Annotated in this window: 24 protein-coding genes; 22 read left to right on the top strand and 2 right to left on the bottom strand. The window is 57.5% G+C overall.

The features are described 5' to 3' along the window. Nucleotides 1-67: 67 nt before the first annotated feature. Nucleotides 68-520, top strand: coding sequence for a FixH family protein (locus L6439_RS15555; protein ID WP_213468293.1), 453 nt, complete (start codon nt 68-70; stop codon nt 518-520). A gap of 50 nt (nt 521-570) precedes the next feature. Here L6439_RS15555 and L6439_RS15550 read toward each other — a convergent pair whose 3' ends face one another. Continuing rightward, the gene (locus tag L6439_RS15550; RefSeq protein WP_168181161.1) at nt 571-1,113 is read right to left on the bottom strand and encodes a 1,2-dihydroxy-3-keto-5-methylthiopentene dioxygenase; all 543 of its coding nucleotides are present in this window, start codon (nt 1,111-1,113) and stop codon (nt 571-573) included. 163 nt (nt 1,114-1,276) lie between these two features. Between L6439_RS15550 and metH the strand changes: the two genes are divergently transcribed. The 21 genes from metH (at nt 1,277) to chrA (ending at nt 24,840) form a co-directional block, all read left to right on the top strand. After that, the gene (gene metH, locus L6439_RS15545) at nt 1,277-4,714 is read left to right on the top strand and encodes a methionine synthase (protein ID WP_213468294.1); all 3,438 of its coding nucleotides are present in this window, start codon (nt 1,277-1,279) and stop codon (nt 4,712-4,714) included. Between the two features lie 197 nt (nt 4,715-4,911). After that, on the top strand, nt 4,912-5,847 hold the full coding sequence (gene rnz / locus L6439_RS15540; protein WP_213468295.1) for a ribonuclease Z: 936 nt from the start codon (nt 4,912-4,914) through the stop codon (nt 5,845-5,847). 141 nt (nt 5,848-5,988) lie between these two features. Next, nucleotides 5,989-7,251 carry a Gfo/Idh/MocA family protein gene (locus tag L6439_RS15535; protein WP_306434345.1) on the top strand — a complete coding sequence of 421 codons (1,263 nt, stop codon included), beginning with the start codon at nt 5,989-5,991 and terminating at the stop codon, nt 7,249-7,251. Between the two features lie 45 nt (nt 7,252-7,296). Next, nucleotides 7,297-8,127 carry a TIGR01457 family HAD-type hydrolase gene (locus L6439_RS15530; protein ID WP_168181158.1) on the top strand — a complete coding sequence of 277 codons (831 nt, stop codon included), beginning with the start codon at nt 7,297-7,299 and terminating at the stop codon, nt 8,125-8,127. Between the two features lie 47 nt (nt 8,128-8,174). After that, on the top strand, nt 8,175-9,020 hold the full coding sequence (locus L6439_RS15525; RefSeq protein WP_213468296.1) for a DNA-formamidopyrimidine glycosylase family protein: 846 nt from the start codon (nt 8,175-8,177) through the stop codon (nt 9,018-9,020). Nucleotides 9,021-9,048: 28 nt separating this feature from the next. Beyond that, nucleotides 9,049-9,960: a deoxyribonuclease IV gene (locus L6439_RS15520; RefSeq protein WP_237096496.1), complete on the top strand. Its 912-nt coding sequence runs from the start codon at nt 9,049-9,051 to the stop codon at nt 9,958-9,960. Next, a complete protein-coding gene (locus L6439_RS15515) occupies nt 9,957-10,298 on the top strand; it encodes a cyclic-phosphate processing receiver domain-containing protein (RefSeq protein WP_168181155.1) in 342 nt (113 codons plus the stop codon). The genes L6439_RS15520 and L6439_RS15515 overlap by 4 nt, the downstream gene beginning before the upstream one ends. Next, complete coding sequence (locus L6439_RS15510) at nt 10,295-10,642, top strand: thioredoxin family protein (protein WP_172878943.1); 348 nt, start codon at nt 10,295-10,297, stop codon at nt 10,640-10,642. Before L6439_RS15515 ends, L6439_RS15510 begins: the two co-directional genes overlap by 4 nt. Next, nucleotides 10,639-11,403 carry an ABC transporter ATP-binding protein gene (locus L6439_RS15505; RefSeq protein ID WP_213468298.1) on the top strand — a complete coding sequence of 255 codons (765 nt, stop codon included), beginning with the start codon at nt 10,639-10,641 and terminating at the stop codon, nt 11,401-11,403. The genes L6439_RS15510 and L6439_RS15505 overlap by 4 nt, the downstream gene beginning before the upstream one ends. A gap of 81 nt (nt 11,404-11,484) precedes the next feature. After that, entirely contained in the window at nt 11,485-12,573 is a 1,089-nt protein-coding gene (locus L6439_RS15500; RefSeq protein ID WP_213468299.1) for an SAM-dependent methyltransferase, read from the top strand. Between the two features lie 167 nt (nt 12,574-12,740). After that, nucleotides 12,741-14,315: a serine/threonine protein kinase gene (locus tag L6439_RS15495; RefSeq protein ID WP_237096495.1), complete on the top strand. Its 1,575-nt coding sequence runs from the start codon at nt 12,741-12,743 to the stop codon at nt 14,313-14,315. Further along, nucleotides 14,312-15,505, top strand: coding sequence for an SAF domain-containing protein (locus L6439_RS15490; protein WP_237096494.1), 1,194 nt, complete (start codon nt 14,312-14,314; stop codon nt 15,503-15,505). The genes L6439_RS15495 and L6439_RS15490 overlap by 4 nt, the downstream gene beginning before the upstream one ends. A gap of 30 nt (nt 15,506-15,535) precedes the next feature. After that, a complete protein-coding gene (locus L6439_RS15485; protein WP_213468301.1) occupies nt 15,536-16,249 on the top strand; it encodes a carbon monoxide dehydrogenase maturation protein in 714 nt (237 codons plus the stop codon). A 7-nt stretch (nt 16,250-16,256) separates the two neighbouring features. Further along, nucleotides 16,257-17,063 (top strand): ABC transporter permease, encoded by an 807-nt coding sequence (locus L6439_RS15480; RefSeq protein ID WP_237096493.1) that lies wholly within the window; start codon nt 16,257-16,259, stop codon nt 17,061-17,063. Nucleotides 17,064-17,067: 4 nt separating this feature from the next. Continuing rightward, nucleotides 17,068-18,954, top strand: coding sequence for an ATPase, T2SS/T4P/T4SS family (locus L6439_RS15475; protein WP_213468302.1), 1,887 nt, complete (start codon nt 17,068-17,070; stop codon nt 18,952-18,954). Continuing rightward, a complete protein-coding gene (locus tag L6439_RS15470) occupies nt 18,944-20,959 on the top strand; it encodes a GTPase SAR1 (RefSeq protein ID WP_213468303.1) in 2,016 nt (671 codons plus the stop codon). The genes L6439_RS15475 and L6439_RS15470 overlap by 11 nt, the downstream gene beginning before the upstream one ends. A 91-nt stretch (nt 20,960-21,050) precedes the next feature. Next, complete coding sequence (locus L6439_RS15465) at nt 21,051-21,524, top strand: ABC transporter permease (protein ID WP_213468304.1); 474 nt, start codon at nt 21,051-21,053, stop codon at nt 21,522-21,524. Between the two features lie 16 nt (nt 21,525-21,540). Beyond that, the gene (locus L6439_RS15460; protein ID WP_168181147.1) at nt 21,541-21,918 is read left to right on the top strand and encodes an enoyl-CoA hydratase; all 378 of its coding nucleotides are present in this window, start codon (nt 21,541-21,543) and stop codon (nt 21,916-21,918) included. Between the two features lie 15 nt (nt 21,919-21,933). After that, the gene (locus L6439_RS15455; RefSeq protein WP_168181146.1) at nt 21,934-22,488 is read left to right on the top strand and encodes a hypothetical protein; all 555 of its coding nucleotides are present in this window, start codon (nt 21,934-21,936) and stop codon (nt 22,486-22,488) included. Further along, on the top strand, nt 22,475-23,482 hold the full coding sequence (locus L6439_RS15450) for a hypothetical protein (protein WP_213468305.1): 1,008 nt from the start codon (nt 22,475-22,477) through the stop codon (nt 23,480-23,482). The genes L6439_RS15455 and L6439_RS15450 overlap by 14 nt, the downstream gene beginning before the upstream one ends. A 158-nt stretch (nt 23,483-23,640) precedes the next feature. Then, nucleotides 23,641-24,840, top strand: a complete 1,200-nt coding sequence (chrA, locus tag L6439_RS15445) for a chromate efflux transporter (RefSeq protein WP_213468306.1) — start codon at nt 23,641-23,643, stop codon at nt 24,838-24,840. 138 nt (nt 24,841-24,978) lie between these two features. On the opposite strand, the gene L6439_RS15440 is transcribed toward chrA, so the two are convergent. Further along, entirely contained in the window at nt 24,979-25,641 is a 663-nt protein-coding gene (locus L6439_RS15440) for a thiamine diphosphokinase (protein WP_213468307.1), read from the bottom strand. Nucleotides 25,642-25,668 lie beyond the last annotated feature (27 nt).

The following is a 25,668-nucleotide window of genomic DNA, read 5'->3' as shown; positions in this document are numbered from 1 at the left end:
CTTGCGGAGTGATGTTGTTTATAATGAATACATAGAGTGGTTGGAAATAGTTAAGGAGTGAATGGGCATGATGAAGAAGGCAATGTTGGCGCTGTCGCTTTGCATGATGCTTATTTTCGCTGCAGGCTGCGGCAATGGCAGCAGCAATGGCGGCGAGCATGCGAGCCACAATGGCTCCATTGATCACAGCGGGCACGCAGAGCACGGACAAGATGGGGCGATCCCAGACCTGATTAAAGTAGACCTGCAGGTTCCTGCGGAAGTGAAAGTAAATGAGCCTGTCACGATAACCGCGCGTGTTACGCAGAACGACCAAGCGGTGGATGATGCGGATACCGTGGAGTTCGAGTATTGGCTGGAAGGGGAAGAACAGCACGAGCGCGCCGCGGGCTCCTTCACCCAGGATGGTACATATCAATTCGAGCATACGTTTGACAAAGCGGGCACTTACAATGTGATCTCCCATGTAACGGCACGCGATATGCATTCGATGCCGAAGAAGCAATTCGAAGTGAAATGATAAAATAGGAAGCCCTGTCATGGCGACAGGGCTTTCGTCTATTTTTTCCGTTACGCTTTTTTGAAAGACGGATCTGCATACGGATGGGCGATCCAGCCTTCCGTCTCGATGAATAGGCGAACAGCTACGATTTTGCGGTTGTCCATTAAGGTAAAATAGTGCGGCTTGTTCTCCGGAACGGAGATGACATCGCCGGCGGACAGAATGACATCCATGTAGCCGACGTCATCGGATCCTTTAATCACAAAGATCCCATTGCCGGCCGTAATCGCTCTCACCTCGTCTTCGGTGTGGGTGTGTACTTGCTCGAATTTTTTCAGAAGCTCCTCGATATTCGGCGTTGCGTCGGAGAGTGCGATAATATCCCATGTCCGGTACCCTCGGCGCACGGCCAGATCACGGATTTCCTCATCGAATGCATCAAGAATCGCTTGCTTCTCGTCATCCGTCAGCACAAATTTGTCTTGCAGGGAAGCGGCTAATTTGTTCGGATTCCAGTGCTCATACAGCACGCCTTGCCTCTCCAGGAAATCACGAACATTCTCTTCTCCCGTAATTTTTTCATTCGTGTTTCGAATCCGAATCTCTGCCATACGCCAATCCCTACTTTCATAATCAGAATAATTGTGATTGTATTATAGTACACAGGAAATGAATGGGCAAGAGCTTATCGAGTGAAAAGATCACAAGTCTTTCCTAAACGTTGCACTTCTGTTAAACTAAGTTCTAAACGTTTGACAGAGGGTGGGTAGAAGGATGAAGAAACCAACATTAGAAGAACGACTTCAAGAACGCATTCTCATTCTCGACGGTGCGATGGGGACGATGATTCAGCAGGCGGATTTATCGCCGGAAGATTTCGGAGGCGAACATTTGGACGGATGCAACGAAATGCTTGTACTGACTCGTCCCGACGTCATTTCACGTATACACGAACAATACCTTGAAGCCGGGGCCGACATACTGGAGACGAACACCTTCGGGGCCACCAGCATTGTGCTCGCGGAGTACGATCTCCAAGAACGGGCCAGGGAATTAAATCTCGCGGCCGCGAAGCTGGCGGTAGAGGCCGCGAAGAAGTTCAGCACGGCGGAATGGCCGCGCTATGTCGCCGGAGCGATGGGCCCTACAACAAAAACTCTGTCGGTCACCGGCGGGGTTACCTTCGATCAACTGGTTGATAGTTATTACGAACAGGCGCTGGCGCTTATTGAAGCGGGTGTCGACGCCCTGCTGCTGGAGACGTCTCAAGACACGTTGAACGTGAAGGCAGGTTCGATTGCTATTCAACGGGCGATGGAGGCGATGGGACAGAAGCTGCCGTTAATGATTTCAGGCACGATCGAGCCGATGGGAACGACCCTTGCCGGACAAAATATTGAATCCTTCTATATTTCCCTCGAGCACCTGAATCCGGTGTCGATCGGCTTGAACTGTGCGACCGGTCCGGAATTTATGCGCGATCATTTGCGTTCGCTCGCTGCGATAAGCCGGGCGGCGATCAGCTGTTACCCGAATGCGGGCCTGCCTGACGAGAACGGACATTATCATGAATCCCCGGAATCGCTTGCTCGCAAAATCGCCGCCTTCGCCGAGCGGGGCTGGTTGAATATCGCAGGCGGTTGCTGCGGGACGACGCCGGAGCATATCCGTGTGCTCAAAGAGGAATTGGATCAATACGAACCTCGGCGGCAAGCCGGAAGCCATCCGCCGGCTGTATCCGGGATCGAGACGGTATACATCGAGAATGAGAGCCGTCCGTACATGGTCGGCGAACGGACGAACGTACTCGGTTCACGCAAGTTCAAGCGCTTAATCCGGGAAGGCAAGATTGAAGAAGCGGCAGAGATAGCGCGTGCGCAAGTGAAGAACGGAGCCCATGTCATCGATGTGTGTCTACAGGACCCGGATCGGGATGAAGCGGAAGATATGCGCGCGTTTTTGCAAGAAGTGGTAAAGAAGGTCAAAGTCCCGCTCGTCATTGACACGACCGATTCGGAAGTCTTGGAGCTCGCATTAAAATATACGCAAGGCAAGGCGATTATTAACTCGGTTAACCTCGAGGACGGGCTGGAAAAATTCGAGAACGTCGTTCCCTTAGTTCATCGCTATGGGGCATCGCTCGTCGTCGGCACGATCGATGAGCGCGGGCAGGCGATTGCCCGGGAGGAGAAGCTGGCGGTCGCCAAGCGATCCTTTGACATCCTCGTCAGAGACTCCGACATTGAGCCGGAAAACATTATTTTCGATCCGCTGGTGTTCCCGGTCGGAACGGGCGATGAGCAATATATCGGCTCGGCGAAGGAAACTATCGAAGGGATCCGCCTCATCAAAGAGGCGATGCCGCGCTGCCAGACGATACTTGGCATCAGCAATATTTCGTTCGGCTTGCCGGAAGCCGGCCGGGAAGTGCTGAACTCGGTTTTCCTGTACGAGTGTACGAAGGCGGGGCTCGATTATGCGATTGTGAATACAGAAAAGCTGGAGAGATATGCCTCCATACCGGAGCATGAGCGGAAGCTGTCCGAAGCGCTCCTCTACGACACGAATGACGAGACGCTGGCCGAGTTTGTCGCCGCCTTCCGCAACCGTACGGTAGAAAAGAAGGTGAAGACAAACGATCTTCCATTGGAGGAGCGTCTTGCTTCCTATATAGTGGAAGGGACAAAGGAAGGACTCATTCCGGATCTGACGCTCGCCCTGGAAAAATATCCGCCGCTCGACATTATTAACGGGCCGCTGATGAAAGGAATGGAAGAGGTAGGACGCTTGTTCAACAATAATGAGCTTATCGTTGCCGAGGTGCTGCAGAGCGCCGAGGTGATGAAGGCATCCGTTGCGTTCCTTGAGCCGCATATGGAGAAGAACGAAACAGCGGTCAAAGGAAAAATATTGCTCGCCACCGTAAAGGGCGACGTCCATGATATTGGGAAAAACCTGGTTGAAATCATTCTGTCCAATAACGGCTATGAAATTATAAATCTTGGGATCAAGGTTCCTCCTGAACAGTTAATTGAAGCATACCGCAAAGAAAAGCCGGATGCGATCGGCTTATCCGGACTGCTCGTCAAATCGGCCCAACAGATGGTGGTGACCGCACAAGATCTGCGGAGCGCCGGGATCGATGTGCCGATCATGGTCGGGGGGGCGGCGCTGACGCGCAAATTTACGAAAACCCGGATCATTCCGGAATATGACGGGCTTGTTCTCTATGCGAAGGATGCGATGGAGGGGCTGGATCTGGCGAACAAGCTGATGAATGCCGAAGAACGGCAGCTCCTCGTAGACGAGCTGCGCGCGCATAAGGAGCGGCTCGCCAAGGAAGAGGAAGCGGAGCAGAAGCTGCCGAAGCTGACTCGTGCGGTCCGCTCGGCGATTAAGGAAGCGCCCGTCCATCTTCCGCCGGACCTGGAGCGTCACGTGCTGCGCAATATTCCTGTGCCGCAAGTCATTCCGTACGTCAATATGCAGATGCTGCTCGGGCATCATCTCGGCATGCGCGGGTCTGTCGAGCAGCGCTTGAAGGAGCGCGATCCGAAGACGTTCGAACTGAAGGAGACCGTCGACCGGATTTTGCATGAGGAAGCGGAGAGCGGCGTGCTGCAGGCGAACGCGATGTACCGTTTCTTCCCGGCCCAGTCGGAAGGGGATTCCATCCATATCTATAATCCGGAGCGGCAGGATGAAGTCCTGCATACCTTCACGTTCCCGCGGCAGCAGGTCGAGCCTTTTATGTGTCTGGCCGATTTCTTGCGCTCGAAGGAGAGCGGCGTAATGGATTACGTCGGCTTCCTGGTCGTGACGGCCGGGAAGGGAGTCCGCGAGCGATCGGATGAATTCAAGCAGCAGGGAGAGTATTTGCGTTCCCACGCGCTGCAGTCGGTGGCGCTGGAACTGGCGGAAGGTCTGGCCGAGCGGATTCATCATATGATGCGGGAAGTATGGGGCATCCCCGATCCGGCCGAGATGACGAGGAAGGAACGGTTCGGCGCCAGATACCAGGGCATTCGGGTGTCGTTCGGTTACCCGGCCTGCCCGAACCTGGAGGATCAGGAGCCGCTGTTCCGCCTCATGGAGCCCGAGGATATTGGCGTGCACTTGACCGAAGGCTTCATGATGGAGCCGGAAGCCTCTGTCACCGCGATGGTGTTCGCTCATCCGCAAGCAACATACTTCAATGTGGATAAGGCCTAACAAGGCTGTCAGCATACTTGATACCAAATAACGACTCCGCACCTCCGCGCCGCTTCCTCTATTGGCAGGTGCGGAGGTTTTCTTTTTGCAGGGCAAGGGCAGAATCGAACGAAGCGGAGTTGGGTATAGCTTACTACGAATGCACTATCAGGAACCGCAATTATTTTATATCATTAAGTAAAGGGGGAGACAGGGCTATGGATCTTTATTTTCTCGGCACCGGGGCCGGCATGCCGACTACCCGGCGCAATGTAAGCAGCCTCGTGCTGCGCTTGCAAGAAGAACGGGGAACGTTCTGGATGTTCGATTGCGGGGAAGGGACTCAGCATCAAGTTCTCCGCTCTCCATTGAGGCTTGGCAAGTGCGAGTACATCTTTATTACGCATTTGCATGGAGATCATTTGTTCGGGCTGCCGGGGCTTCTGTCCAGCAGGGCGTATCAAGGCGGGGTTGATCCGTTGACCGTGTTCGGACCGGCCGGGCTGCGCGAATTCATGGAGACCGCGTTTCGCGTAAGTGATACTCATTTGCCCTATGAGCTGCATATCCAGGAGATCGAGCCGGGCGACATCTGGTCCGATGACAGCTTCCGCGTGACCGCGCTCCCGCTGGAGCATCGTGTGCTTTCCTATGGCTATCGGATTCAGGAGCTTGACCGTCCGGGCAAACTTCGTCTCGAGGTGCTCGAGAGGATGGGCATCGAACCCGGTCCGGTCTACGGAAAGCTGAAGCGCGGGGAGGATGTCATGCTGCCGGATGGGCGGCGCATTGCTGCAGCGGCCGTAGTGGGAGAGCCAATACCGGGAAAATCGATTGCGATATTAGGCGATACGCGGCCATGCGAGAATGCGGTGAGATTGGCGGATGGGGCGGATGTTCTTGTGCATGAAGCTACGTTCATGGAGGACAAACGCAGCAATGCGCATGAGTACGGCCATAGCACCGCCGCGGATGCAGCAGCGATCGCCCTGAAAGCCGGCGCTGGCAAGCTGGTGCTCACCCACTTCAGCTCGCGCTACAAAGAGGAGGAAACGCTGGCCCGATTGCTGGCCGAGGCGAGGGCTATTTTTCCCGCAACGGTGCTAGCCGACGATCTGCTCGCAGTTCCGTTGGCGATGGAACCGGAACGATAGTCCGACAGCAGCCGGCCTATGGGAAGCTTGTTTCCCGGGCGCCAACTGGACGGCGGGAGGCGTTGAGCCGGCTGATTATTTTCCGGGAAAGCGCACAAGTTGACAAAGGAAGCGTCATCCGAGCAGGTACGAGGGAAAGGGATGGGGTTTCGACGCCAGTCGACGCAGCGTCCCGTCGAAATTGGACGGATCATTATCATATCCGGCCTTGCAAGCGGAGTTGCGGTTCTTTACAATGGATCAAAGTTGAGTATTTCCCCGCTGCTGGCTGTCGTCAGCGAAGGCAGGGAAGAAGGAAAGGTGGAATCCTCCATGCAGAAGCTTGGTTTCTCTATAGTCGGGTTCGGCACAATTGCCAAAACCCATATGATCGCACTGAGAACGCTGCCGATTGTGAAGCCGCTGCCTGTGGAGCCGGCTCTCCACGCGTTGGTGACGAGAAGGCCCGAAGAAGTAGGAGACCAGGCACGGCGAATCGGATTTGCCCATATTACAAATTCGTTGGAAGAGGCGCTTCAGATTGAGGGTTCCGATGCGGTAAGCATTTGTACGCCGAATGCGCTCCACGCGGAGCAGGTCCGAACAGCCATTGAATACCGGCAGGCTGTTTATTGCGAGAAGCCGGTAACGGATAATGCGCAGGCCACGAAAGATTTGGTGGAAGAGATACCTGCACAATACCCGCAGCAGCTCGCCTTTGTCTTTCGTTATCACCCGGCTGTCATGCGCATCCGTTCCTGGCTGGAAGCGGGACTTGTCGGCGAGGTCCTGCAGTGCAAAATCGCTTATCTCCGCTCCGGATATTTGAGCGAATCGAGGCCTTTTAGCTGGAGGCTGAGCGACTCGCTGTCCGGCGGAGGAGCTGTCACGGATATCGGCGTGCATGCGCTTGATTTAATCCGGCACTGGTTCGGCGATTTTGCGAGTGTGGATGGCCATGTACATACGTTTGTGCCGGAGCGGCCGAAGGCGGCTGGTTCGGAAGAGCGCGTCCCGGTCCTTGTTGATGATTGGGCCGTCATGACTTATAGAACAGCAAGCGGCGTCCACGGGATGGTGGAAGTGTCCCGGATTGCTTATGGCGCAGATGCGTTCCGGATCGACATCGTCGGTACGAAGGGAAGCATCACATGCGATCTGGAACGGGATAAGATGCCGGCCCTTCACTTATTGAGCGGACAACAGCCTGCGCTCCCCGAACCGGACAGCCTGTACTTGCTTCCGGACGAAAAGGCGACGATGGGCGTCTTTCAGGACAGCCACTTTGCGGCGCTTCATCACTTCATTTTGCGATTGTCCGGGGACGAACGCTGGGCGGATATCGTTCCGACCTTGGCGGACGGCAATGCGGTGGAGCAGTGGGTGGATCATATCATTCGCACCGGCCGGGAGCGGCAGGCCTAGCCGTGACGGCTTGCGGCATGAGGCAGAAAGGAATGGGGAAGCATCATGATGGACACAAAATGGCATGCTTGCATCGATCTGGATGGAACGATGTATCACGGATCGGCGATGATTGAAGGCGCGGATGCGCTGATCTCGACATTGCAGCAGCTCCGAATCCCGTATCAGTTCGTGACAAATAACTCGTCGCGCACGCCGGAAGAAGTCGCGGATATGCTGAACAGGCTCGGAATCAATGCGAAAAGTCAGGATGTGCTGACGTCGGCTCAAGCTGCTGCATCGTATATTCTGAAAAAATTTCCCGGCCGCCATGTATTTATGATCGGGGAAAGGGGACTGGAGCAAGCCTTGACGGACGCCGGTGTTCAATGGACGGCGGATGTGGAAGCGGTATGGAATGAAGAGGTCGATATCGTCGTCCAGGGAATCGACCGGAGCTTGAGCTATGCGAAGCTCGAAGCGGCCGCAGCCGCAGTCCGCAAGGGGGCGCTCTCGATTCTGACGAATCCCGATCTGATGCTTCCTTCAGACCGGGGATTCTCGCCTGGAGCCGGTTCGATCGGGGCTGCGATCCAGGCGGCCTCGGGGGTTGAACCCGTCGTGATCGGGAAGCCGAGCCGCATCATTATGGACGCTGCTCTGGAGAGGCTGGGCTGCCGCGCGGAGGAAGCCATCGTCATCGGCGACAATATGATGACGGACATGCTGGCAGGCCATCAGGCGGGCTGCCGTACGGCGCTTGTCTTGACAGGCATTACGACGGCGGCCAACCGCATGGATTATCAGAAGCGCTCGGGAGTCAATCCCGACATGATATGCGAGACGCTGGACGAATTGCGTCAATGGTTCATGGAACAAGCGCATAATAATGAATAAGCGTCATTAACGCCATTAATTTATAGACATAGGAAGGAAGATGCTCGATGCCGGGAATTCCCGAGATCGAAGGTTACCGGAAACGGCTGGATCAGGATACGGTAGGCCAGCGGATCCGCCGCTTGGATATGCAGCGCCAATCCGGGCTGAACGTGGAAATGGAACGTATTCACGATTTGACACTGGGCCGACTAATTTTATTTGTGGAGCGAAGAGGAGCCGATCTAATTTTTCATCTGGATAATGGTCAGCGGCTGGTGCTTCGGTTGGGCCAGGAGGATGAACTTCAGATTGACAGGCTCGAAGCCGGGCCGGAGGAAGAGGAACCGACCGCGGCCGCAAGCGCCGGGAAGCCGGCCTTTTCGCTTCGTGTGGACAGCGTGGCGGTAATCGTGGCCAAGTCCAGGTCGCTTCAGCTCTTGCTGCTGTCGGCGAAGGAACTGGATCAACTACAGCGGGAGCAAGGGCCTGATCCGTTGTCCCGCCACTTGACGGCAGAGCGGTTCCGCCAGCGGTTCGCGAAGCGGCGCTCCACGTTGAAGGCGGCCTTGATGAATCCGGCTCTATTGGCCGGAATTGACAGCCGGTATGCGGATAACATCGCGTTTGCTGCCGGACTTCCTCCGTCCGTGCGGGTTGATCAGCTGCAGGAAGAAGACCTTGACCGATTGTATCTATCGATGATTCATGTGCTTCAGGATGCGATCGAGCGGCAGGATGGGGACGGATCGGCAGCTGACGGCAGCGGAGCTTCATACGAATGGGGAATCGCAGGCAAGACAGGGGAGCCTTGCCCGCGCTGCGGCACGCCGATTGAAGAAATGATGATCCAGCGGAAGCCTGCGTATTACTGTCCGCAGTGCCAACCGCTGCCGCCAGCGGTTGAATCCTAACCTCCCGGGGAGGGGAGAAGGCGGCTCCGTGCTGCAATACGGTTGTCATCTGTCGCTGCGGGGCGGCTACAGTCATGCTGCGCGCGACGCCGTACGATTGCAGGAGGCGTTCGGCCTGGGCTGCTATCAATATTTCAGCAAGAACCCGAGGGGCTTGTCCGTCAAGGAAGGTTACGAGGACGAGGCGGAGGCGGCTCGGGAACTATGTGAACGGCACGGGATTCACACGGTCGTCCATACGCCGTATCCGACGAATTTGGCGGTGGATGCCGAACAGGCGCCAGAGCGTTTCCAAGCGACGGTTCAATCGCTGTTGAATGATTTGATGATCGCGGAAGCCTGCGGCTCGATTGGAGCTGTCGTCCATTTTGGCATTTTCAAGGGCAGGGACGGCGGGGAGCAGCTTTTGCTGCGTACCTACGGGAACATAATTCGCACGATCGACACGGTGCTTGCCGTCTGGAACGGGCGAGCCCTGCTGTTGCTGGAGAATCAGGCGGGCAGTCATGGCGGCCTTGGCGTGACGATGGAGGAGCTCATCCAGATCAGGCAGTTAAGCCGGTATCCTGATAAAATCGGCTATTGCTTCGATACATGCCATGCGTTCGTGAGCGGCTTATGGGACCCGTCCAAGACCGACGAATTGGTCGCGAAGGGGCATGAGCTCGGTTATTGGCGGCATATGCAGGTCATTCACCTCAACGATTCCAGAGAAGCCTATGCTTCGCGTCAGGATCGCCACGCCAATCTGGGAGACGGGCATATCGGCATTAAGGAGTTGGCCCGCTTGGCCGTGGCTGAAGGGATCCGCGGGAAACCGCTCATTCTGGAGACGCCGGGAAGCAGCCAATACGGACATATTCCCGAGTGGAACAGGCTGAAGGAGGCAGTCCGGGCCGACAACAAATTTTTTGGTGAAGGAAAAGAGGGAATGCGATGATTCATGTCTACCTGGACGACTGGCGGCGCTGCCCGGACGGATTCGTGCTGGCGAGGAATATGGCGGAATGTCTGCTGCTTCTGGAAGAGGAGCGCGTCGGTATTCTGTCGCTTGATCATGATCTGGGGCCGGATGAGCCGACGGGAACGGAGCTGGTGATGGAAATGGTGCGCCGCGGGCTCTATCCGGAGAAGGAAATCTACCTCCATACTTCCTGTCCGGAAGGGAGGCAACGGATGTACCAGCAGCTTTATAAGCATAAGCCGGACTCCGTGAAGCTCCATAACGGGCCCATGGGCTGGGATACGCTGGAGCGGGTTAGGCTGGAGACGCAGTGAAGCCGGTTCACGGTCAAGACCTCCAGGCATTTATGCCAGGCCGTCTGTCCGCGGCTGCGGAAACCCCGCGGGCCCTCTATGTGTACAGCCCCTTGTGCGGGACGTGCCGGCTTGCTGAACGTATGCTGGCTCTATTGGAGCAGTCTTATCCGCAGCTCCAGATCGCTTCGGTCAATGTGCTGGAGGCCGCCGAGCTGGTGCAGGCGCATCGCATCGAGAGCGTCCCTTGCCTTATGCTCTGGGGAGATGAGACACCGGGGCGGGACAACCGGCCCGAGAAAGTATATGCATTTCATTCGGTAACTTATATGTATGAACGATTGAAAGGCGGGGGATTGCTGTGATACAGCTAGAACACATCAGGTTCCAGAGGGAAGAACGAACCATTTTGAATGACGTCAATTGGAGCGTCAACCCGGGTGAGCACTGGGTCCTGCTCGGACGGAACGGATCCGGGAAGACGACGCTGCTTGAACTGATAACCGCCTACCAATTTCCTTCAAGCGGAACCGTCCGCGTGCTCGGTCATACATATGGTCAGTGCGACGTGAGACAAGTCAGACAGCGGATCGGCTATATCAGCCAGTCGCTCGTCGAAAAATTAACGCTGCGCGACCCGGTGTGGGAAGTCGTGGCGACCGGCGCCTTCGCTTGGCTGCGCTTTTACCAGGAGATTCCGGACGAGGTGAAGGAGAGGGCTCATCAATTGCTGGAGGAATTTCATCTCGGCCGTCTGGCTGATCAGCCGCTTGCCGTCTGCTCGCAAGGGGAGCACAAGAAAATTATGCTTGCCCGGGCGCTGATGAGCGATCCCGAGCTGCTGATTATGGACGAGCCTTGCTCGGGCCTCGATATTTATGAGCGGGAGAAGCTGCTTCAAGATATGGCGCTGCTCTCGGGGCGCGATCTCGGGATTGTCTATGTGACGCATCATTCGGAAGAAATCATTCCGCTGTTCACCCATGTCGCGCTGCTTCATGAGGGACGGATGATCGCGTCCGGATCGAAGCGCGAGGTCATGACGCCGGAGCTGCTCTCGAAGACCTTCGATATGGGCGTCCAGGTAGACTGGACGAATGATCGGCCATGGATTCGGGTCCCTTGAGCCGCGTATTTTTGATAAATTATCTACACTGAAATGTTCAATATAGCGATTGATTCGAAACAAAGCTGGAGGTTTGCCCACGTGGAATCCGTACAAGAATTGATTCTTGACTCTCATTTTACACCGTCATCTCATTGGATCGTCACCTCCAATCACGGTTATATCTCATATGCGCAGGAGGAACTGCGCAGAAGCTTCGGCCAGTTGAAGAGCCGCATGCTCGTTCCCGGCGAAATGGCCTTGATGGAGCTTCCGACCGGTTCCGCTGATGCAATCGAACGCTGGCAGCATGATCCGCCGATCTTTGGCAGGCATATTCAGCCGGTGCACCTGGCGGTTAAGCGCGGGGAGGGGCTGGCGAGCGGTCCGGCGCCACAACTGGAGGCGATGTGCGCCTCGTGCCTGGAGAAGTTGAACGCATGCTCCGGTCTCCAGGTTGACGGCGGCAAGCGAGTCGCTGTCCATGTTCGGTCCGGCGGCGCTCGCACAGAGGAAGATAAGGCGATCCGGGAGGCGTTCCTCTCCGCAATCGAACGGGTTGGAGGAGAGACGGTACTCTCCGAACCGGACGTTATCGTATCCATCGTGGTTGGCGAGGAGGCAGTGTATGCCGGAATGATGACTCCCGCGGAAGCGGGCTCCGATTGGCCGGGCGGAGCGATGCGGTTCCAGAGGGAGGAAGGGCAAATCTCCCGCGCCAAGTTCAAGCTCCTGGAAGCGGAGCGGACATTCGGCCTCGATTACTCGGCTTATCGGCATGCGCTGGACGTCGGCGCCGCGCCGGGAGGCTGGACAAGCCTCTTGCTGGAGCGGGGGGTGCATGTGACCGCGATTGACCCGGCCAATATGCATCCTAGCTTGCTGGGGCACCCTCAGTTGACGTATGTGAAGCGAAATGCTGCGGATGTTCCGGTGGAGCCGAACGAGTTCGATCTGCTCGTCTGCGATATGAGCTGGAGCCCCAAAGCGACCGCGGAGATGGTTATCCGCTTGCTGGACGGGGTGATTGCCGGAGGCACGATTCTCGTCACCGTAAAATTAATGCACAAAAAGCCCCTGCAGACGATTCGCGATGTGACGGCCATGTATGCCGAGCATGCCCAAATCATCCGTGCAAAGCAGTTGTTCCACAATCGGGATGAGATAACGCTTTATATGATGAAATATTAATGGAATGAATTATTGAGGCTCGGATTTTTTTCAAAATGAGGCTGGACAAGCCGGCGGAACTGCGATACACTAGCATCAAAACATAGCGTGCACACAGGGAAGCACCCTGATTACGAACGATGGTTCGTTTTCAGGGTGCTTTTTTGCGTTGCCATGGGGGGATTGCATTGCCGGAACATGGATATAACCTGCGGCCGGGCCAACTGCTGCACGGCAGGTACCGCATTGTCCGATTGCTTGGAAGCGGAGGGATGAGCTCCGTCTATTTGGCGGAAGACGAGCGGCTGGCCGGGAAGCCGTGGGCCATTAAGGTTTCCAAGCCCGCCGCTCGGGATATGGATCAGCTCGTGCATGAAGCGAGGCTGTTGACGGCTCTGCGCCATCCGCATCTCCCTCTCATTGTTGATTTTTATCCGCCCGACGCCTCGGGAAGGTCTTATCTCGTCATGGAATATATCGAGGGGGCGACATTGGGGGAACGAATGCGGGAGCGGCCGATTCCGTTCGCCGAGGCCATCGGGTACGCGGTGCCAATTTGCGAAGCTTTGTCTTATTTGCATAGCCGGCATCCGCCTATCGTATTCCGAGATATGAAGCCGTCGAACATTATGGTGACCCGGCAGGGCCAGGTGAAGCTGATTGATTTCGGAATCGCCCGCAGCGTCCTTGCAGACAAGGAGCACGATACGGTGAAGCTCGGCACGGTCGGGTTCGCCGCGCCGGAGCAGTACGGTGGCAAGCAGAGCGATGCGCGCACAGATCTATACGGACTGGGCGCTTTGCTGGCCCATATCCTGTCGGCGGGCCGCTGGAAGGGCGAGATTCCGCTGTCGCCGCGATGTCTGGCCGATGACGTTCCGGCCGATTTCTTTCCGATCCTCGTCAAGCTTTTGGCCGACCGTCCTGATGATCGCCATCAGACGGCGCAGGAACTGCTTGAAGTCTTGAAGCCGTTCGCCGCAGGGGACGCCAGATTTTCTATGGAGGAGTCGAACTCGCCTCAATATGCAGCCGGGAGGATAGGCGCGGGAGTAGTGATTGCTTTTTCCGGAACCTCCCCCGGAATAGGGACGACGCATGCGGCGTTGATGTGCGCGTATCATCTGCAGGCAGGGAAACTGGGCAGGACGGCCTATGTCGATGCCCATGAAGAGGGGGACGGTGCGGTCATTCGCTCCTTGGAGGCGGATTATGAAGGCGAGGAGCCGGATGCGATGGGCAACCTTCGAGTACGCGGGAAGGCGGCGGGAGATCCGGCCGCAGACGGAGGAACCCGGCTGCATGGCGTGACCTGTTACCGCTGGACGCGGAGCAATCTCCTGCCGTATTTGCTTGGCCGGTACGATTACGTCGTGCTTGATATGGGTGCGGGCCCGGCGGGAGACCGGAGTGCGGAATTCGAACGGGCCCAGATTCCGGTGCTCGTCGGCAGCGCCGCTCCCTGGCGCCGGGAAGAGCTGCGCGAGGCGGCCCGGAGGCTAGAGGCGAACCAATGCATGCACTGGTACGCAGCCATTTCGCATGCGGACGCCTATCCAGCCTGGCGGCCGCCTTGGTTGCGCGGGCAATGCAGGGGCGTCATGACTCTGCCTTACCGGCCGAATCCGTTCGAGTGGAGCGAGGACGGACGGCGATGGTCGGAAGAACTCGCAGGGGGAGTGGCATCCGGCGGGAGCTGGCTGAATCGGCTCTGGCGTTGGATGAAGGAGAAGAGACTTGCCAGAGGAGTGGTGCGAAGTTGAGACGTTGGACGCGGAGAAGCAAGCAGATGGCGTGGTCCGCGCTGTGCGGCGCGGCGGCGGCAGGCATGTTGTTCGGGGGCGGCCTATGGTGGTCCGACCGGCAATTATTTGCGCTGCGCTCGTCTGTGGAAGCGGAATATAAGCAGGAAATCGAGCGGCTGGAGCGGCTGGCTGCGGAACAGCGGAAGCGGCAGGCCGCAATATGGGTGTTCGAGCGGCCGCTCCCGGCCGGGACCCGAGTCAGTCTAGCCGATCTGAAGAGAGAGGAGACCGCAGTATCGGCTGCGCCGGTCGGCCGGGTGCAGGAGGCCAGCGACGCAATCGGGAAGGTGCTGAAAATTGACGTATCGGCAAAAACTCCTGTCCTGGCCTCGCTGCTCTATGAAGAGGCGCGGTTGGCGGATGATATGCGATGGGTGGAGACGGCGGTCATTCAACTGCCGCTGCTGCTGAGCAAGCGGGACGCGATTGATGTCCGCATCCGGTTCCCAGATGGCCAAGATTATGTCATTCTGTCCCGCAAGGCGATCCATGATCTGCAGGACCCTGTCGTCTGGCTGCAGATGGATGAGCGTGAACGATTATCGTTCTCCAGCGCCTGCGTGGACGCTTATTTGCACGGGGGGCAAATTTATGCATTGCGGTATATCGAGCCTCATCTGCAAAAGGATGCGGCAGTCAACTATCCTCCCAATGAACAGGTGCTGAAGCTGATGGAATCGAACCCGAATATCGTGAAGCAGGCCAATGCGGGGCTAATGGCTCGCCTTCGCCAACAGCTCGAAAAGGCATGGCCTGCCGGGAGGGACGAGAGCGGCGGAGGAAGAATGAGCCCTGTGGAGAAGAGTCAGGCCGCTCGTAAGCCTCTTCCCGCCCAGGCAGCCGAAGCGTCTCCGCTGACGGGGAGATCGCCGGAGGCGGTGAGGGATTCTCCGTTCGTCGGTCCCAAGGGAGGCGCGTACGCAGAACCGTTAGTCCAGGATAGGCTGCGGCCATTGCCGCATACGGTACCCGAGGGCGCGGGAACAGAGAAAGAGCCGGCTGGACGGCCTGAGGAGCCGTTGCATACGGATAGATCCGATCATTCCATCTCGGAGGACGTCTCGCAGCTAAGGACTGGCGGCCCCGGAAATGAGGCAGAAGATGCGGCAGTGCGCGAGGCTATCTTTTCCGAGCCTGACCGCCGCTAGCGGCGGAAGTGAAGAAGAGGGGGAATACGATTGACGACCGCGATATTTATCGGAAGCGTGGATAAGAGCGATCATCTCTTTGCGGTATCCACCATACTGGCCCGGCTGCAGCGCAAAGTGCTGCTGATTGACGGGACCCGGGAACAATGGAGCGCGTACCGGATTGCGGGCCCGGCCTCGTCCATGAAGCTGATGAATTGGAACGGCTTCGATGTATTGACCGGATGCTCGAATTGGATGGACGCGTTCCGGACCCTGGAACGGGAACATGAGGCGGCGCCGGGCTATGATCATGTCCTCGTTGATACGGACTCAGCGGCATTTTTTGCTCCCGCGCAATGGGCGGAAGCGGATTGCCGTTTCCTATGCCAGACTGCGGAGCGCTATCATATCGCGAAGAACAAAGAGTGGCTGGCTGCCTTTCAGCGCAAGCAGGAAGGGGAACCGCTCGCATTCATTCCGGTCCTGTTCCGTTCCGTTGAGCCGGAGTCTGAGCTGGCATTTGTAAAAGATTTATATCATTCCGAATTCGGGCAGCGCTGGTCGGAGGCAGGGGTCGTCATTCCCGAAGACGAACGGAATTGGGCGGCGAAGATGGAGCAGGAGCATGGGGGAACGCTCCGTCTTCAGGCCTATGCGCGCGGAACGAAGAGAGCATGGCGCCAGCTCCTCGAGCAGATTGCGGGACCTCTGGGGGACAGAGAATGGAGAAGATGTCTGAAGGCCAAGACGAAAGGACGGTAATGCAAAAATGCCGCTATGCAAGCATTGGATGATACGTTCGGCGGGACGGGGAATGTGCGGAGGCACCTCATTAACGGCATGCTTGGGCATGACGCTCGCCTGGCGCAGCCGGCTGCGGGTGCTCCTCATACATGCAGAGCAGCGGGGAAGGGGGCTGGAGGCGATCCTGCCGAAGCCGGAGGCGGCGTCTTCGATACGCTATCGCGCCACGCCGAACGGTTGGAGCAATCTGGTCCGCATGCTGGAGCACCAGCAAGCGGAGGATGATATGTTCGTATCCTTCACAGCGCCCGTCATGCGCAATCTCGATCTGCTGCCAGGCTTCGACGATGACCATGTACGTTCATATGGGGGACTCAAGCTGGGCCAATGGATACCAAGAATCATGGAACTGGCGGAGAAGCGGTATGACATCGTGCTGTGGGACGCGGGCGAAGATATGGGGCAGGTTGTCGGGGGGCGGGCCCATGGGACCCTGGTCGTCGCCAGCCAGCAGCGGTCTTCGCTGGAGGCCGCGTTCCGATATGAGGGATCGCCGGCCTCCGCCTTTATATTAGGCATGTATGATGGTGCAATCCGGCAAAACGATGTCCGGGTTCGCCGTCACTACAAGCCGATGGCGCCGCTGTTCCTTGTTCCGTACTCTGCCGGCTTCCGCAATGCCGCTGACGAGGGGAAGCTCCTTTCCTGGTACATTCAACAGCTCATAAGGCTGCCGCGAAATGGATTTGCCGATTATCACAGCAAGCTGGCGGATTGGCTTATGTCCGAGTCGGGCGCGATTGCGCGTTCCGGGCCAGAGAGAGCGGGGTGAGCGCGTGTTCTGGAACGGGATTCTCATCGCGGCAATTGCCGCTGGATCGCTTGCCGCATTGGGGATGCGCCTGCTCGGCAGGGGAAGAGAGGCGGTCCGTTCGGGCAAGCGTCAGGAATGGACATGGGAAAATCTAGAGACCGCCGTGAAGCAGTATTTTATATCGTGGACGTCCGATATTCTGATGGATCTGCATGCCAATGAAGAGGAATTCCGGCGCGAGACGGCGCGGAGACTGGCGCTCAAAAAGGCGCTGAAAGCATGCAACAGCGGCGAGCCTGCGGCCAAGGAATATATAAAAGAGTGGATAGCCGATATTATCGAACGGCATATCAAGCTCGCGGCGGATGAACAGGATGGGCTTATCCCATTCAATCGCCCGGATCTGCTCACGGCTCAGGACAAGTTCGACTTGCTGCTGTATGGGTACAAGCAGCTTTACGGGTATGGCGCATTGGATGAGCTGATACGGGCGTACAAGTGGGATGAATTACGAACTCCTCCGTCTGGGGAGGACGAACCCGGCTATGTCGTCACGAGCAAGGAGGTCGATGCGGCGTTCCGCGCGGAGCAATTGAAATTCTCGCGTGGCGATCGGATTCGGATTATAGCTCAGCGGCTGTATCAGCGGTATAAAGGATTCTCGGTCGTTGACGAGATGCGCGATATGCGCATTGACGGCGTCTCCGGCGGCATTAACGGAGTACCTGACGTGCTGTCCGGTTCGCCGTACGCCGAGCGGAAGCAGCCGGAATCAGGGGAGTCCGGCAAGGAGGGGATTCGCGCCTGCGACAGCGTGTGGATCTTTTATAAAGGGAAATCGATCCGGCTCGCGTTTCTTTCCTTTGGCAGCGATGCGGAGCTGCGACGAGTCTGCCACAACATTTACAAACATCAATCGCCCGGCCCCCTGACCGAAGCGGACGGCTACCGGGTCAATCATATGAAGGACGGCTCGCGGGTTGTCGTTCTTCGCCCGCCGTTTGCGGAATCCTGGTGCTTCTTCATCCGCAAATTCGATACGAGCCGGGTCGCCCTTCCGCAGCTGATTACGGACAAGAACGCGGACCTGCCCATCGCCCTGCTTACGTTTTTAATGAAAGGGGCCCGGGTGACGGCCGTTACCGGGGCGCAAGGATCGGGAAAGACGACGCTATTGATGGCGCTTGTCCAATCCATCTATCCGTTCTATCCGCTTCGCGTGCAGGAGCAGGCATTCGAGCTCCATTTGCGGCGCCTGTACCCGGAGCGGAATATTGTCTCGCTTCGGGAGACCGAGCGCATTTCCGGACAGGCCGGGCTGGACGTGCAGAAGAAAACGGACGGCACGGTGCATATACTCGGGGAAGTCGCTGCCGATCCGGTAGCGGCCTGGATGATTCAAATGGCGCAGGTCGCAAGCTTGTTTACCGTATTCACGCACCATGCGAAAACGTTCCCCGATTTGATTTTCTCGCTTCGCAATTCGCTGCTTAAATGCGGGATCTTCCATAATGAAGCGATTGCGGAGCAGCAAGTCAGCGGCGTTCTCCATTTTGATGTGCATCTTGCAAGGGACGCGGACGGCAAACGGTATATCGAACGGATAACCGAGTGCATCCCGGCGGCGGAGCCGGAGCCGTGGGACATGCCGCAGTCCATGGAGAGCGGGAGCGCAGGTGTATCCTGGGAGCGCTATATCCTGTCATCGGAGAAGCTGCACCGCCGGCTTGGCCGTGCGCGCGCATTCGAATTCCGCAATATCGTGGAATACCGGCACGGCCGGTACTGCCTCGTTCACCCGCTCTCCGATCGGCAGGCCGAAGCAATGGAGCGGGAAATGACTGCCGAGGACAAGCGCCGGTTCCGCGAATGGCTGAACCGGGAAGGAGGGATGGAGCTTGCCGGTTAGTACGGTGTTGATGGCGCTGGCCGTCTTCTCGGCGGCCGCCGGTATTCTGCTCTGGCGGGTCAGCCGGAGGCTTGAGGCCGGGCAAGCCCGAATCTTCCCTAGACAGAGCGAGTCTTGGGGCTCTCCTATCCGATCCGCATGGCATCACGGGCTGCAGCGCTTCTATGTCATCGCTGCAAGGATGCCGCTGTTGAAGGGGCGTGCCCGTGCAATCCGGCAATGCCTAAGCCCCTTCTATTCGTATGATGAATGGCTGCTTCGCCGGAAGACGGCCGCCGTGTTGCTCGGCAGCGCCGCGACGGCTGCGCTGGCGGCGATCGTATTCCTGTCGTTCGATCAGGATGCGCTGTCTTGGCTCATGCTTCTGCTCGTGTTGAGCGTCGCGGAAGGGCTGTATCGGGACGCGACCGTCCAGCGCGCGGAACGCAAGCTGCTGAAGCTTGGGGCCGGGGCCTTCGCCAGTGTGAGACAAGCCTATCATCGCCATCGCATGGTCGATGGGGCGATCGCCGAGGCGGCGGAGAGCGGGCACCCGATGGTAGAGCCTCATATGAAGCGAATGCTGGAGATGATGGAGGAGCAGGAGCCGGAAGCGGCTCTGGCTGCATATGAAGAGGCGGCTCCGAACCGTTACTTCAAGCTGTTCGCCGGCTTGTCGCGCTTCGTTGTCGAATACGGAGATCCGCCTCAGCGGCAAGGCTCCTCCTACCTTCAAGGCCTCTCGATGCTCGTGAGGGAGATGCAACTGGAATTGACGATGCGTTCCCGGCTGGAATATTTGCTGAGCGGGCTTCAGGCGATTGCGGTCGTGCCGGTGTTGTTCGCTGACCCGCTCGCCCGCTGGGCCAAGGCCTATTTCCCGTTAATGCAGCAATTTTATGAGAGCAAGCTCGGCTGGGTGCTTCAACTGGCGGTGTTCCTTACGGTTCTTATTTGCCACAAGCTGCTGCTTCAACTGCATTGGCGGGCAGACCGAACTGAACCCGAAGCCCGGCGGACATGGGAGCGCCGCCTCTGGACCCGCCCTGCCGTCAAGCGCCTCGCAGGCCGATTAATGGCCCGTACGCCGCCCGCGGCGATCCGCCGGATTCAGCGGCTCTTGAGAAAGGCGAACGACGACATGCCGGCGGATCAATTCTATGCCAGGCGCTGGGCCTTGGCTGCGCTCACGCTGTGCTGCGGCGTCTGCCTGCTGTTCCTGCTGCAGTCCACCGCGGCTTCCGGAGCGTGGAACCAACTGCATCGGCAGATGGCGGCGCTCGGGCTGGAGATGCCGCCTGTACCAGGAAGCAGCGCCGCCGGGCAGCCGTCGCGGGGAGCGCTTGAGGCATGGAAGCGACAATTCCTTGCTCCGTCTTCGTTAGGCAGCGAACGGAAATCCAAGCAGGCAGACAGCTTCTTTTCCGATTATGCCGATCGGCTGCAAGGGAGCCGCATTCAGTGGTGGGAGGTCCTGCTGGTCCTTGCCGCAAGTCTTGCCGCTTATGCCTGCCCGGTCCTCTTCCTTCATATCCGGATCCGGCTGCAGCATATCGACATGAGGACCGAGATATGTCAATTCCAGTCGCTGATCTTGCTGCTGAGAGCCTTCGACCGCATGACGGCTGAACAGATCGTGGCCTGGATGGGGCGAAGCTCGATTTACTTCAGGAAGCCGCTGCACGCATGCCTCATGAATTGGGAGAGCGGGGCCGAGGAGGCGCTGCGGCAGTTGAAGCGGGATGCTCCTTATCCGGACTTTGTCCGCTTCGTCGAAAAAATCGAATTGGCCTTCGATCTGATTCCGCTTCATCAAGCCTTCGATGACGTAGAGCAGGACTGGCTCTATGAGCAGGAGATGATTAAGCAGCATTATGAGAAGAGCATTGATGCCAAAGCGGTCTGGGGACAATGGTTCGGATTCGCGCCGATGTACGCGCTCGTGTTTTTATATCTGGTCATTCCGCTCGTCTGGATGAGCGCGGAGCAAATGCGCTCGTCTTTTGAACAAATCCGCCAGCTGTAGCGCGGGTCCCTTCAGCGGGCTTGCCGCAGCAAGGCATGTCAATCAGCACTTTCCTAACACAAGAATGGGGAAAAGGAGAAGGTGTGTTGCGATGAATAATGCTCAATCCGCGCTGAAGGTAGCGGCCGGAATCTTTTTGACCATTGCGTTGATTACGATTGTCGTATTGCTGTTCGTCAGCGCCCAGGAGGCGACAAAGACGGCGCAAAATGAGTTTTCGTCCATACAGACGGAGCTCAGCAAAGCATCATTCACGGTGTATGACAACACCACGGTAAGCGGTTCTCAGGTTGTGAATGCCATCCGTAAATTTTATAAGCAGGATCAGTTCGGCGTCCGCGTCATTACGGGGAAAAACAAATCGAATGGAAATGCGGAAGGAACCTACTACGGGTCGGATGTGCTTGACAACGGGACCTTCTCCAGCGGGAAGCGCAACGAAAATCTGGAACTCGCTACGCTGGAGTCGCTCGACAGCTACGTCAACCCGAGCGGCAAATTTAAAGCCCGCGTCATCGTGGATCAGAGCAATGTGACACGCGGCATCGTGTTCGAGCAGCAGTAGGCGGGGCGATCGCGATATGGAAAATGCCGCGCGCATGATATCCCTATCGGTGGCCTTTATTCTTTTCGCGGCCGCGCTCTCGTTCTCGCATGATGCGATAACCTCACGCAATCTGCTGCTGGACGAAGCGGATCTTGTTCTCGATGAGCGGGACCCGAATCTCGCATCCAGGCTGCTCATCCCTGAGACCTATACGGTCGGGGGAGCGGCCGTGCTGCAATCCATTTATCATGCGATCGATGTTGAGATTCATGTCGGTTCAAGAGAATATGGACGCGATATGGACAGGTCCCGTATTGATGCTTCCGGAGTCCGGCTGAACGGCTTGTATCGCATGAAGCAGGTATGGCGTCCGGACGGAAGCCTGGAGAAGGTGGTTTTCGATCCGATATAGGAAGGAGAGAGCGGTGTGGCCAAAGGGATCTTATCATTGTTCGCCGCGGTCATTGCATGTTATTTGATGATCCTGTATCCGCTTGGCGCTTCGTACCAGCAGCAGGAGCAGCTCGCTTATATGCTGGCCTATTCGTCCGTTACCGGCTTTGTCGATGCCGTGCGCGACAAAGGCTTAATTACGCCGGTCATGGTCAATGAACTGAACGGCCAATTGGCGCGAACCGGCCATGTATTCGATATCGAGATGGAGCATGGCGTCAAGAAATATAATCCCGTTTATACGGATCCGGCAGATGCCGGAACCTTCCAAGCGCGCTTCGAGGTCTATTATGATTGGCATTATACGGATGATCTGAACCGCATTCTGTTCCCGGATACCGCAGCGCCGTTAACCGATCCGGACCGGATCTACTATTTGAAGGCGGGAGATATGTTTCGCATCGTCGCCAAAAATGTGAATCAAACCAATGGGGCCCTCATCCGCGGTTTCCTTACCCGCTCGCTTCCTGATGACATGGCGCGTATCTATATCCCGTACGGGGGGATGGTGAGGAATGAAGACTATTAATTCCAGTTATTTCATCGGCCTGGCCCTTTTTTTCGCCGCCATTTTCTTTCCGGCGATACTGCTGCAGGATTGGCGGATTGCGGAGCGGGCTGGCGCAATGGAGCTGACGCGCATGTATGACGGGGCTGTTCATGCCGCGGTGCAGGACGCGGCGTTCGCGCTTCATAGGAATGAATATCAGAAATATGAAGCGGGGTATGACTCGATCAAATATTTCCGCGCCAATAAAGAACGGGCACTAGAGCAATTTTACGAGACGCTGTTCACCAATTTCGACGTATCCGCCGATCCCGTCGGGCAGCAGGCGCTGCTCGGACATATTCCCGTTATCGCCGTGGTCGATTATGACGGGTATTGGATCCATGCATACGGCGAGATTCGCACCAGCGCCGGCGAACTGGAATCCAAACCGCTGTGGCATGCCAAAAAGCCGTATGCCTATGCGGATGAGTCCGGGAACAGCGTGTCCTTCACCCTGGATGATTATGTCCATGCGTTCGACGCGGCGACAGCGCGCTGGCACGAGGGCAAGCGGGAACGGGTCAATGAAGCTGCGGGCCAGCGCATTCCTCTTCTCGCGGATGCAGACCAGTTCGAGCAGGTGCGCCGGGCGACTATCGTCCACGCGCTTCAGACCGATCTGGCCTACTACATCAACCTTCACAATACGCAGGCCCGCAAGCTGGGGGTTACCTATATGTTTACGCTTCCGTTGATCGGGCAGGAGGAGTGGAACAACACGGTCGATGACATCGGGTTCATCACATTTATTCAGGGGCTTCCGATGGGAAAACATCACTATAACAATTACGCGTTCGGAGGAGGACGCCTAGTCAAGCGCCCCGTAGTCTATGGAGCGATTCGGGACGGCATCCGTGTCTACTACCGATCGCGGTGCGGGAAACGAGATGCTATTGAAGAGACTTTCGCGAGCGAGAAGGAGGCGGCGGCGCAAGGATACTTTCCGCGGCCATGCCCGAACGGGACGCCATAAGCGCCGAGGCCCCTATGTTAAATTGTTGTAAAGCGGTTGCGCCCCATATAAGGCGCGTGGTATCAATAAGGAAATCGGACAGAGGTATGCTTAGCTGCCGTTCCATTCTCGTTATGGATCTACGGCAGCCCACCATGTCAATGATTCAGGAGGCAGCGATGTCAAGTCACGGACGGCTATGGGAAGTGTTTTGGACGGCGTTAAAATTAGGGCTCACCTCGTTCGGAGGTCCCGCCGCGCATATCGGTTATTTCCGGGATACGTATGTCGCCAAGCTGCGATGGGTTCGAGATGAGCAGTTCGCGGATATGAACGCGTTAAGCCAGCTTCTGCCCGGCCCTTCGAGCAGCCAATTGGGCATGGCCATAGGAATGAAGCGAGCCGGATGGCTGGGCGGGATTGCGGCCTGGGCGGGATTCACGCTGCCGTCGGCTTGTCTCTTGATATTATTCGCCTTCGGGATCGGCTGGCTGCCAGAGCAGGTTCCGGGCTGGCTGCAGGGGCTGAAGCTGGTGGCGATTCCCGTCATTATTCACGCCTTGCGCGGCATGGCGGCCCAGCTTGCGCCGGATCCGCTGCGCAAGACGATTGCGGCGGCCGCAGCCGTTGGCGTATTAACAGTACCCGGCACGTATAGCCAGCTCGCGATAATCGGGCTGTCCGCTGCCGCCGGCTGGCTGCTGCTGCCCAAGGCTCCCCGCCCAGAGGCGGAGCCCGCGGAAAGCGGGGCGGCGCCGGAAGCGCCGCTGCCGGTCCGCTTCTCGCTGGCGATGCTGCTCCTGTTCGGAGCCGGCTGCATCCTGCTTCCCTGGCTTGCGGCGGCGCTGCCCGGCCCGGCAACCAAGCTGGCGGACATGATGTTCCGCACCGGCTCGCTCGTGTTCGGTGGGGGTCATGTGATGCTCCCGCTGCTGGCGGAGGAATTGAGCGGGGGAGGCATTATGGGCGAGTCCGCCTTGCTGGCGGGATACGGAGCCGCGCAGGCCGTTCCCGGCCCGCTGTTCACCTTCGCGGGCTTCGTCGGCGCCTCGCTGGCGCCGGGATGGCCCGGTACGGTCTATGGCATCGTGGCGCTCGTCTTAATTTTCCTGCCCGGATATTTGCTTATCGCGGCGGCGCTGCCTTTTGCCGAGCGGCTGCGGGCCTGGAGCGGAGTAAGGGCCGCTCTTGGCGGGATCAATGCCGCCGTGGCCGGGCTCCTGCTGGCGGCGCTGTATCAGCCGGTATGGACGACTTCCGTACAGGGTCCGATCCACTTTGTCATTGTTCTGATCGGCTCCCTGCTGCTGATGGCATGGAAGCTCCCGCCCTGGTCGGTCGTGCTGGTCTCGGCTTTATGCGGCGCGGTCTGGCTATAAGCAAGTTTATAAGCGAAAAGCAAGGGACGGCAGCGGCCTGGTTTTCCAGACCCGGTACCGTCCCTATGCCGGCTTGCGGGTCATTCGGTTGTCTGCACGGGAAGAGAACCGCGCCGCCGGAAGCTGACTGGCTCGCTCCTAGTCGCGGCTGCAGATGACGAGCAGGTAACCGTCCCGAATCGTGATGGTTCCTTCCTCCTCGGCGAATTGGTTGCTTATCGCGAGCGATTGCCCGATATGCAGCGTGGCATCGGTCAGAGGATAAGCGAAGCCTTTGAGCGTAATGCCGGTGACCGTCATGCTGAGCGGGAGCAGCGATATATAAGGATAGGGCTGCCGCGGGAGAGTCAACTTGGAATTGGTGAGCCGGATAATATTATGACCATCGATAATTTGGCATGGTATGCCCTGGTCAAGTCCGACCCGCAGCAGATGGATATTGCCGAGCGTATGATCCAGTCTGGTGCCGGTTGCGCCCAGCAGCGTAATCCGGGCGGGTTTCCACGCGATTGCCGTATGGAAGGCCAGTTCGGTATCGGTATAATCTTTGTCGATTGCGTCGAAATCTAAATAATGTTTGCTGCAGCTTCGTATCCGGTTCCGTTCGTCCTCTGTGACGGAATCGAAATCTCCGATCGCCACGTCCGGACAGATTCCATGATTGGCCAAAGTCAATGCGCCCCGATCTGCGCCGATCACGACATCCGCCTCATTGCATACGGAGAGCAGGGAGGCATCGATGATTCCGCCGGCGCAAATAACGACATGCCGAGGGCGGGGAACAGGGGGAGCTATGTACATGGTTATCCTTCCTTTATAAGACCTTCC

The organism is Paenibacillus dendritiformis, from assembly GCF_021654795.1.
GTDB lineage: Bacteria > Bacillota > Bacilli > Paenibacillales > Paenibacillaceae > Paenibacillus_B.
The sequence above is the reverse complement of the archived record's forward strand: the minus strand, read 5'-3'. Positions and strand labels throughout refer to the sequence as shown.

Excerpts from the sequence above, each read along its gene's own strand:
- L6439_RS15535 (WP_306434345.1), top strand. The coding sequence starts at position 5,989 with ATGGGGTTTCGACGCCAGTCGACGCAGCGTCCCGTCGAAATTGGACGG.
- rnz (WP_213468295.1), top strand. The coding sequence starts at position 4,912 with ATGGATCTTTATTTTCTCGGCACCGGGGCCGGCATGCCGACTACCCGG.
- L6439_RS15450 (WP_213468305.1), top strand. The coding sequence starts at position 22,475 with ATGAAGACTATTAATTCCAGTTATTTCATCGGCCTGGCCCTTTTTTTC.
- L6439_RS15460 (WP_168181147.1), top strand. The coding sequence starts at position 21,541 with ATGGAAAATGCCGCGCGCATGATATCCCTATCGGTGGCCTTTATTCTT.
- L6439_RS15525 (WP_213468296.1), top strand. The coding sequence starts at position 8,175 with ATGCCGGGAATTCCCGAGATCGAAGGTTACCGGAAACGGCTGGATCAG.
- chrA (WP_213468306.1), top strand. The coding sequence starts at position 23,641 with ATGTCAAGTCACGGACGGCTATGGGAAGTGTTTTGGACGGCGTTAAAA.
- L6439_RS15465 (WP_213468304.1), top strand. The coding sequence starts at position 21,051 with ATGAATAATGCTCAATCCGCGCTGAAGGTAGCGGCCGGAATCTTTTTG.
- L6439_RS15515 (WP_168181155.1), top strand. The coding sequence starts at position 9,957 with ATGATTCATGTCTACCTGGACGACTGGCGGCGCTGCCCGGACGGATTC.
- L6439_RS15530 (WP_168181158.1), top strand. The coding sequence starts at position 7,297 with ATGATGGACACAAAATGGCATGCTTGCATCGATCTGGATGGAACGATG.
- L6439_RS15555 (WP_213468293.1), top strand. The coding sequence starts at position 68 with ATGATGAAGAAGGCAATGTTGGCGCTGTCGCTTTGCATGATGCTTATT.
- L6439_RS15440 (WP_213468307.1), bottom strand. The coding sequence starts at position 25,641 with ATGTACATAGCTCCCCCTGTTCCCCGCCCTCGGCATGTCGTTATTTGC.
- L6439_RS15480 (WP_237096493.1), top strand. The coding sequence starts at position 16,257 with ATGCCGCTATGCAAGCATTGGATGATACGTTCGGCGGGACGGGGAATG.
- L6439_RS15550 (WP_168181161.1), bottom strand. The coding sequence starts at position 1,113 with ATGGCAGAGATTCGGATTCGAAACACGAATGAAAAAATTACGGGAGAA.
- metH (WP_213468294.1), top strand. The coding sequence starts at position 1,277 with ATGAAGAAACCAACATTAGAAGAACGACTTCAAGAACGCATTCTCATT.